This window comes from Deferribacterota bacterium (assembly GCA_034189185.1).
Taxonomy (GTDB): domain Bacteria; phylum Chrysiogenota; class Deferribacteres; order Deferribacterales; family UBA228; genus UBA228.
The window spans coordinates 1-2,495 of record JAXHVM010000221.1; the positions used below are offsets into that span (position 1 = coordinate 1).

Here is a 2,495-nt window from a genome sequence, read left to right on the forward strand (position 1 = left end):
CATACCTTTTCTAATGCGCATCCTCTGCCTTGGCATATTAAAGGCATTACCCTTTGAATATTCCCTAAAGATTTCTTCAACAAGTTCAATTGTGGTATCAATTGATAAAATGTTTTTTACATTATCTTCTGTTAGATATATTGAGCTCATAGTTTAAACTCTATTACATTGTTTTTTTGTTAATAGTTCTTAGTAAAAAAATTAAAAAAATTAATGCACCTAAAAAAAGAACAAGAAACATTATAAAAGCTGTCAATTGAAAATCCGTTTTGTAAATGATAGATTCAAGTAATGGTTTTAGATATTCCACTTCAATTAGCCGTCTTAATAGAATCATTAGTGTGAGCACTATAAATGAAATTATAGATATTAGTATAATTGATTTTTTCTTTATAAGCAAATATATTAAAACAATTGATAACAGTATAGCAATTGCTATATATATTGTGCCAGTGCCTGTTAACACATTATAAAGTATTTCCTTCTTGTGGGATAGCAAAAACCAAGGCCCTATTATAAACTGAGTAATTGTTGTATATATAAACATATTCTTACCTAGATTATAAAGTTTTTCTCTTATATTATTATCAATCGTTTTATTATAATTAGCATAAATACAAATAAATATTCCGTTAAATGCAAGAGCTGCTAATATAAAATGTAGATACCTAGGCAGTAATGTAGGGATTATGTTAAAGTTAATAGAATTTTGAAGATTTGGCCATATATGTGGGTTTAATGAGATTAATGTGTTTGAGACAAGTATAAAAGCAACATACATAAAAAGTATAAATGCAATAAAGATATATATTGTCCCACCAAAGGGTTTATATTTTAAATAAAATGGCTTGTACTTATAAATATAAAATAGATAATAAGCAATAATAATTGCTATCAAAATAAATAGCCAATAATATGCAATAAGTATTGATGAGGTATAAAAAAGTTTATCATATAAGACTTGTATAAATAATAGGGGTGCTACTCCTGTTGTTATGGTCAAAGATATATTGATAGTATTTAAATTGGCTAGTTTATTTGAGATAATATTGTAATCGTTATCATTATATACTTTATAAATATATTTACTAACAAGTATAGAAGCAGTGCACCCAATTGTTAAATTTACAAAAATTATATGAAATAGTAGTGTTATAATATAAAGGGATACAAAAATAAACTCTGGAGCTGAAATTGTTTCTATGTAGGTCGGTATATAATTTAAAAAATTATTCATTGTTTAAGTTTTTATTTAATTTGTATTCTAGATATTTTGATAAATACCTTTTTTCTTCATCAGTACCTAAAAATGTTGGCATTAGTGGGTTATAACCAATAGCGTCAATAATATAGTAAATATCCTCTTTCTTTAGTCCACCTACTTTACTTTTTAGATCATTGAATCCATATAAACTATGACAACTGTAACATTCAGATCTAAAAACAATCCCACCTTTATCGATATCATCTTTAGCTTTGTTTTTTAATAATGGATTAATAAATTGCAATATTCCATTCTTGTTTATTTCAGCAGATTCATTAACAGTAATTCCGTTAGAGTATATTTGACTATAGATTACATATGGCTTTCTAACCCTCTCCCTTGAGAACTCAAAATAGGCATACGACATAAAACTTAAGCATAAGAGTATTAATGCAAAAATTATATTTATGTATTTGTAAAATATAAGCTCTAATAATAACGCTATTATTGAAACAATGACACCTATTATTATATAATATTTGAAAAAGTTAGAGAGAATTAGGTTTCCTCCTAAGATTTGTTTACTCGCCTCAGTTGGTACAGAATGAATCCACCCATAACTTCCAAAGGTTGTTAATAAAAAACCAATTATTATAAATGAAGAAGATATTCTCCCTGCAAGCTTTTTAATTTTCTTGTCTTTTGTAAAAGACATAACAAGAAGTGAATAAATTGAGGCTAATATTAGACAAAAACCAGTTCTTGCAATAGTTGATGGTAAAAAAGATGGATTAAAAAAACCGTGCCAAATATTATTTGTTTCGTGAAAATTGCCTGGTGTTAGTTGAAAGGATATGATCCCATTTATTAGAAATAAACTAAACCAACCAGCTATAAAATAGATTGCACCTATTGTTAAATGAAGATTTTTGCTAATTTTATTCCATAAGTAATAATATAATAAAATTGATATAATTTCTATTAAGAAAAACACCCATTCAGTTGCCCAAAACCAGACAAAATTGTGTATTAGTTCTGATGTGGCCCTTGGAGCAACAATTGATATTGTAAACCAAATTCCAACACCTGTTACTGCACCTAAAATAGTTGCAATAAAGATTATTAATGATGTATTTTTTTTAGTAAAATTTAATAGATTATTATTTTCAGTTTTATAAGATATATATTCATTAATAATTACATATAACCCCATACCAATTGAAAATTGAGCTATAAAGACGTGGAATGTTGCGATACTAGATATTAATATAGCTGGATGGATATAATTAAA

2 protein-coding genes are annotated in these 2,495 nt (G+C 26.3%); both read right to left on the reverse strand.

Annotation, left to right across the window (positions count from 1 at the left end; translation table 11 throughout):
- Positions 1-163: 163 nt before the first annotated feature.
- On the reverse strand, positions 164-1,237 hold the full coding sequence (locus tag SVN78_10155; protein MDY6821969.1) for a hypothetical protein: 1,074 nt from the start codon (positions 1,235-1,237) through the stop codon (positions 164-166).
- On the reverse strand, positions 1,230-2,495 hold a 1,266-nt coding region (locus SVN78_10160; protein ID MDY6821970.1), incomplete at its 5' end, for a cytochrome ubiquinol oxidase subunit I. The genes SVN78_10160 and SVN78_10155, both read right to left, overlap by 8 nt.

Bases quoted from the DNA above. Each gene is read 5' to 3' on its own strand.
- SVN78_10155 (MDY6821969.1), bottom strand. From the start codon at position 1,237: ATGAATAATTTTTTAAATTATATACCGACCTACATAGAAACAATTTCA.